At 55.2% G+C, this 5,020-nt stretch carries 8 protein-coding genes; 5 read left to right on the forward strand and 3 right to left on the reverse strand.

What is annotated here, in order from left to right:
- From LC531_RS22505 to LC531_RS22520, 4 genes are all read left to right on the forward strand, one after another.
- A partial coding sequence (locus tag LC531_RS22505; RefSeq protein ID WP_223654560.1) for a replication initiation protein occupies window positions 1-743 on the forward strand: 743 nt, incomplete at its 5' end.
- 17 nt (window positions 744-760) lie between these two features.
- Entirely contained in the window at window positions 761-985 is a 225-nt protein-coding gene (locus tag LC531_RS22510) for a type II toxin-antitoxin system Phd/YefM family antitoxin (RefSeq protein ID WP_223654561.1), read from the forward strand.
- Entirely contained in the window at window positions 982-1,242 is a 261-nt protein-coding gene (locus tag LC531_RS22515) for a Txe/YoeB family addiction module toxin (protein ID WP_223654562.1), read from the forward strand. The genes LC531_RS22510 and LC531_RS22515 overlap by 4 nt, the downstream gene beginning before the upstream one ends.
- Before the next feature lie 173 nt (window positions 1,243-1,415).
- Window positions 1,416-1,844 carry a hypothetical protein gene (locus LC531_RS22520; RefSeq protein WP_223654564.1) on the forward strand — a complete coding sequence of 143 codons (429 nt, stop codon included), beginning with the start codon at window positions 1,416-1,418 and terminating at the stop codon, window positions 1,842-1,844.
- Window positions 1,845-1,926: 82 nt separating this feature from the next.
- Here the strand turns inward: LC531_RS22520 and LC531_RS22525 are convergent, their stop codons facing one another.
- Genes LC531_RS22525 through LC531_RS22535 form a run of 3 tightly spaced genes read right to left on the reverse strand, consistent with a single transcriptional unit; the run spans window position 1,927 to window position 3,942 of the window.
- Window positions 1,927-2,574 carry a hypothetical protein gene (locus LC531_RS22525; RefSeq protein WP_223654566.1) on the reverse strand — a complete coding sequence of 216 codons (648 nt, stop codon included), beginning with the start codon at window positions 2,572-2,574 and terminating at the stop codon, window positions 1,927-1,929.
- A gap of 16 nt (window positions 2,575-2,590) precedes the next feature.
- Window positions 2,591-3,565 (reverse strand): relaxase/mobilization nuclease domain-containing protein, encoded by a 975-nt coding sequence (locus tag LC531_RS22530; RefSeq protein ID WP_223654568.1) that lies wholly within the window; start codon window positions 3,563-3,565, stop codon window positions 2,591-2,593.
- Window positions 3,562-3,942: a plasmid mobilization protein gene (locus tag LC531_RS22535; protein WP_223654570.1), complete on the reverse strand. Its 381-nt coding sequence runs from the start codon at window positions 3,940-3,942 to the stop codon at window positions 3,562-3,564. The genes LC531_RS22530 and LC531_RS22535 overlap by 4 nt, the downstream gene beginning before the upstream one ends.
- A gap of 864 nt (window positions 3,943-4,806) precedes the next feature.
- Here LC531_RS22535 and LC531_RS22540 point away from each other — a divergent pair.
- A partial coding sequence (locus tag LC531_RS22540) for a replication initiation protein (RefSeq protein WP_223654572.1) occupies window positions 4,807-5,020 on the forward strand: 214 nt, incomplete at its 3' end.

Consider the following 5,020-nt stretch of genomic DNA (forward strand, 5'->3'; position numbering starts at 1 on the left):
GCTCCCGCATGTTTGAAGTAGAAGATGACAAAGAGTACCGGCAAATCTGGATGTTTCAACAGATTCGTTATCTAAAAGGACAAGGAATCATTGAAATAAAGCTGACAGAGAACATATTACCATACTTATTTGAACTCAAAGACAACTTCACCTCCTACACCCTAGCCGCTGCACTACGTCTTTCTAGCAAGTATGCTAAGCGTATCTACCAGTATTGCAGCCAGTGGAAAGACCTAGGCGAAACCAAGAAATATGACCTCCAAGATTTCAAAAAAATGCTCGGCTTGCTCGATGACAAGGGCAATGAGAAAATGAAGCAAATCAAAGAGTTAAGAGAAAGGGTGCTGGATATTGCTGTAAAACAAATCAACGAACACACCGAGCTGCACGTCAGCTACAAGCTCGAAAAGCGGGTAAGAACTTTCAAAAACGTCGTTTTCACGGTCAAGCCGCAAGCCCTGGCCCAAACCATCCCCTTCGACCTGGTAGCCACGGCTCAGGACTTGCCGGGCGTGCAGCAGAGCCACTACAACAACGCCGCCCGAATCCTCGACGAGTTGCGCATCACCGACCCCAAACACCGGCAAACCATCCTGAGCAGCGCCGCCCACGTCGCAGAGGTGAACCGCTACAACCACGACCTGAAAACGGGCAAGGTCAAGGCCTCCAGCAATCCTGGGGGGCTGCTACTGGTCAAGCTGGGCCTAGTCGCGGCCAAAACTGCCAAAGCTCCTACCGCCTAATTCGTACCTTTGCCCCGATGAAAATCACGCTCGAAATCCCCGATAACCGCGCTGACTTCCTGCTGGAACTGCTACGCAGCCTACCCTTCGTCAAGCTGCGGGGCCAGGCCGCTAAAGCCCCTGCTCAGGATGAAACCGCCTACCTGCTGTCCTCGCCGGCCAATGCCGAGCGGCTGTATGCAGCCCTCGAACGCGACCGCCGGGGCCAGCGGCAAGTCCACGAGCTACCGGACACGATATGACGCTGAGCTGGGATGATGCCGCCTGGGAGGATTTTCAGTACTGGCTTGACACGGACAAGGCCATAGCCCGCAAGATTCGGGCGCTGCTCAAAGAGTGCCTGCGCACACCTACCACGGGCACGGGCAAGCCCGAACTCCTCAAACACGACTTCGCCGGCTTCTGGTCGCGCCGCATCAGCGGGGAACACCGGCTGATTTATCGCTTTGAGGCCGACTTGGTGTACGTGCTTCAATGCCGCTTCCACTATGCCAAGTAGGATTTTAGGGGGAGTGGGGGAGTGCAATTTTCCCCTTTTGTTTCTTCCTTTTGTCCCTTAACATAACACAAGTTATAATCCCACTCTTGGAAAAGTGGTGGTTTTTCCCTCCTGGGACAACTGACTGCTGGCGTAGTACTTTACCAAGTCTACCACTCTCAGATGTATAATCAATGGTTCTATTTCGATTCGACCTCACCTTCTATGGAGAAGGCTTTGCACCCGAACCTTTTGCGTTAAAGCTTGAAGCACAAGGCGTTAAAGTAGAATGGTGCTCAGAGAATACCGAAAAGGCTTTTCCTTACCTTTCGGTATCACCAGACAAAGAATTTTCTACTCAACCAAACGTGGACAACCATTTGCACTGGTTTTGCACGTTGTTAGATGAAAATTACCCCGCACTTCGGGCGGGTGGGGTCGAAAAAGCAGTACTGTTTACGGAGGTTTTCTACGAGGGCGGCCAGTGCAACATGGAGTTGTTCAACCACGAGTTTTATGCTTGTGCCCACCGATGTGCCCTCTATACTCCCCTTAGCGCTTATAAAATATCTCTAACAGAGTGGAATAAGCTGGAGCGAGAATACCGGGATGCTTACGCATAATCCTGCTTTTACCTGCTAAAGAGGGACAAAGCAAAGAGTCTTTTACATATTGTAAACGGTCGTTTACAATACGTAAAAAGGGCTACTCGGCCGCTGGCACTGGGGTAGTGGGGGCCACGTAGTCGGGGAAGTAAGGCGCGCTTTTGGGGAATTTCTTCCGGTACGCGGCCCCTTGGTCGCGATAGAATACGCCTTGCCGCGATAGGTTCTCATTCGCCTGTACGGCTTCCTGCCACTCGGCCTTTGGCACCCGCGAAAACATGCCCGTAAACCAGAGCATCAGCAGCACGATAAGCAAGGGCCCGAGGGCGACCACGGCGGTTACGGGCCAGTCAGCCAGCCAATCAATCGCCACCTGCTTTGGAATTCGCTGGGCGGTTGCACTCAACTTCGCCTCGGCGGCCTCGACCGCTGCCAGACGCTTATCTAACTCCTGATAGAGCAGCTTTAACCGCTCATCTAAGGAGTTAACTAGTTCATGGCCTGTATCTTGAAAAGCTTTAGCCTGCACGTCCACCTGCCCTAGCAGTAGCTGGACTATCTCCTCGCTGTCCACGTTCAGCGTCAGGGGCCGGTCCCGCTCGGCCAGCTTCACCAGGGCTTCTACCTGGCCTTTGGTGGCCGGCAAGTCCCGTTTGTTGTAGGCGCGTAGCTCCTGGGCAATGCGCTCAATCTCGGCCATTAGAATGGTTACGCCATTCGTGGGGGCCGCTGGGGGGGTTGGATTCATAACCAAAGGGAAGAAATTACGTGATTCCGTAGCCGCCGCTGCGCTCAATGCTGGGTTGCGGGGGTTTGGGTGTCTGTTCTAGTCGCGTGCGCTCCTGAGCCTGTTTCTCGGCTTCCTGGGCCTGTTTCTCGGCCTGCTCCTTCTGCGCGGCGTACTCGCGGCCGAATGCTTCCAATTCCAGCGCCATCCGGTGCTGGCCGTACTGTTGGCCGGCCGCGCCCACCTCTGCCCGCTGCTGCTGCACCTGGTCCTGCTGCGCCTCGATGGTCTTCGCCAGATTGTTGCCGCTGTATGCCCGGCCCAACTCGCTGCCTTTCAAGTGGTGGCCCTCGTACTCGAACACCACGGCCTGCAATTTTTCCTTCTGGTAGGTCGCCTGCACCCCGATACCGTCCCGCTGCATCGCCGCCGTTAGCTCCTCGGGGCTCGTGGCGTGGGGCAAGTGCCGGCTCAGCGCGTCCTGCACGTACAGTTTGGCCGCCGCCCGCGCCGGCAGGTCCTCCCGCCCGGCGCGGCGGTTGTCCTGGCTCACCTCCTGAGCGCTGACCAGGCCGTACTGCTTTTCCAGTTTGCGACACGCCTCCAGACTATTGCGGTAGTTGTGCTGGTCGCTCACCGTGGCCCCCTCGTTGTCTACCCGGTTGACAATCAGGTGGGCGTGTGGGTGGTCCTTATCGCGGTGGCGCACCAGGGCCCACTGCGTCCCTTCCGGGTCCACTTTCATGGCCTTCAGGTAGGCGCGGGCTATTTCCTCCATTCGCTCGTTGCTCAGCTGCGCCTTCTCCTCAGCGGGCCAGGCCAGCGCGACGTGCATCACGGCCTTGCCCAGATTGGGGTTTAGCTCCCGCTGCGCGTTGAAGTCCGCGGCCATATGGGCCGCTGAGGTATCGCGCACGCCTTCGGTGGCCAGCACCTCGGCCCCCTTCTCCTCTCCAAAGACATAGGTGCAGATGCCGCCGAAGCTCTTGCCGATTTTCACCTTGCCAATCATCGCGTCGGGTCGGGGGCTAAGTCATCGAGCAGCCGGTAGAGCTGCACCAGCACCTGCCGGGCCGCCTCGCTCACATTATGGCCGGCGTGCAGCTGCTTGGTGAGCTGGTTCAGGTTACCGGCCATGCCGATGAGCTGCCGCAGCTGCCCCACTTCCTCGACTGTGCGCGGCCGGGGCGGGCGGGCCGCGTCGGGGGTGCCGGCCCATACGGCCCGTAGGACTTCGCCCATTGACTTGCGGTAGTTCTTGGCCTCGGTGGCCAGCTCGCGGTGCTCCGCCTCGGTCAGCCGCACCGAGACGGTGTGCGCCTGGTGGGGCGTCGTCTTGGGCTGCCGACCGCGGCGGCGGGGCGGCGGGCTGGGCTGGTCGTCGGACATAGTGCGGTCCCCAAAGGGGCAAGTTAGAGTGAGCCCAACGGGCGAACGGGTTTTGAGCGAAGCGAAAAACATAACTTGCTCCTGACGTCTGCACCTCCTGAACGAGCTTCCAAGGTACGACTACTGCCCCGCTCCATCCAACTACCCCCCATTACTCTTTTCCGACGCTGCTCCTACCCTGTCCCTGTGCCTCACCTTCCCTGGTCCGTGGCCAGCCTACCCCATTACCTAAACCGACTCCTTCTCCTTGGCTTTGACTTGCTCCTTGCCTGGTTACCCTTCCGACCCTGTTGCGCTTCCTCAGTTGCTGGTCTACTCGGACGAACTCTCCCACCTGCCTACCCACCTGCCTACCCACTTTCTGCCCCCTTCCCCACTGCCCAGCACTCCCGAGTACTACCTCGCCCAAAGCAGTACATAAGCCCGTCATTAAGATTTATAAACTGTTAATTACCAATAATATAGTATTTATTGAATGCGCGCAAGTTACTGGCTTCTAGGCCTTTTGCTGTTTTTGTTTTGTTCCCGCCGTTGTACCCCTGAACAGTCCCTAAAAGCCTTTTCCCCTCGCGCGAGCACCAATTGGTGTATTTGAAAAGCTTTGTTCTATTTGTAGGGCTCAACAGTAGTCAACATAACCAATTGATTTAAAAATATTTATGAAGGTAAAAAAAAGTCGAGAAAAGACTTTTAATCCGTGAGAAAAGACTTTTAATCCGTGAGAAAAGACTTTTAATCCGTGAGAAAAGACTTTTAATCCTTTTAAAAAAGACTTTTAATCCGTGAGAAAGGTCACCTTAAAAAGGCGTGTCTTTAAGATAAGTCTTTTTAAGCGTATAATTGCCCTGAAATCAGCTATTAAACATGGAAAAGGAAGTAGAAATACGTCAACACAACGCGCTGACCAATGCTCGGTACGATTACTCAGAGCTACAATTAGATTTGCTCTTCTTCATCATATCCAAGCTGCGGAAGGACCAAAAGACTAGCCTCTATGAACTACCTATCAAAGAGCTATCCCTTCTAACTGGCAAACAATATCACTTGCCCTACCTCCGACAAGCAACCGAAGGGCTAG

The organism is Hymenobacter psoromatis, from assembly GCF_020012125.1.
In the GTDB taxonomy this organism is placed as follows: domain Bacteria; phylum Bacteroidota; class Bacteroidia; order Cytophagales; family Hymenobacteraceae; genus Hymenobacter; species Hymenobacter psoromatis.